Source organism: Leptospiraceae bacterium (assembly GCA_025059995.1).
Classification (GTDB): Bacteria; Spirochaetota; Leptospiria; order Leptospirales; family Leptonemataceae; genus SKYB61.
Genome location: JANXCF010000015.1, coordinates 1 through 582 on the forward strand (window position 1 = coordinate 1; position 582 = coordinate 582).

The 582-nt window shown below is 43.6% G+C and carries 1 protein-coding gene; it reads right to left on the reverse strand.

The annotated features are described in order from the left end of the window. A partial coding sequence (locus NZ853_11535) for a restriction endonuclease subunit S (GenBank protein MCS7206316.1) occupies positions 1 to 509 on the reverse strand: 509 nt, incomplete at its 3' end. Between the last annotated feature and the right edge of the window lie 73 nt (positions 510 to 582).

The window sequence follows — 582 nt, forward strand, 5'->3', positions numbered from 1 at the left end:
GGGCGTTGGAAGGTGTGGAAAAGGACCGACGTCCACAGAGCCTCCGCTTCTTTTCTTGCTACTTCTACTTCTCTCTTTAGCTCCTTGGTGCGAGAGAATATTTCCTGTATTTTCTGGACTATGCGTTTTTGTTCTTGAAGAGGGGGGAGGGGGATAGGAATTTTTAGCATAGAGGATTGATTTAATTTTGGTCTTGTTGCTCCTGTTAAAAAGTCTCTAAGGTCCGCCCTATTTATCCAAAAATTAAGATATTCACTAACAATCACTCCATCGACAGAACTCACAACATGCACATGGTTATTAGCCCAAAACTTGCCTTTCATAATGTATGAGGTTTGTTCGTATGGTCCATAAAACCCGCCATCTTCAGCAATTAAAACATATTCACCTTCGTGAGTGTATCCATCAACAAAGTCAATGACGCCGTTTGCACCACAGTATGGAATATCACCTGATATCCTGTCCTCTTTCTTTATAGGTTTGCGAGCATTATCATATATAATGCACACCTCCCCCAATTTAACCCACTTCCAGCCCTCTGGGAGCTCTGAGCCGGGGCGTGGGAAGGTGTGGAAGAGAACG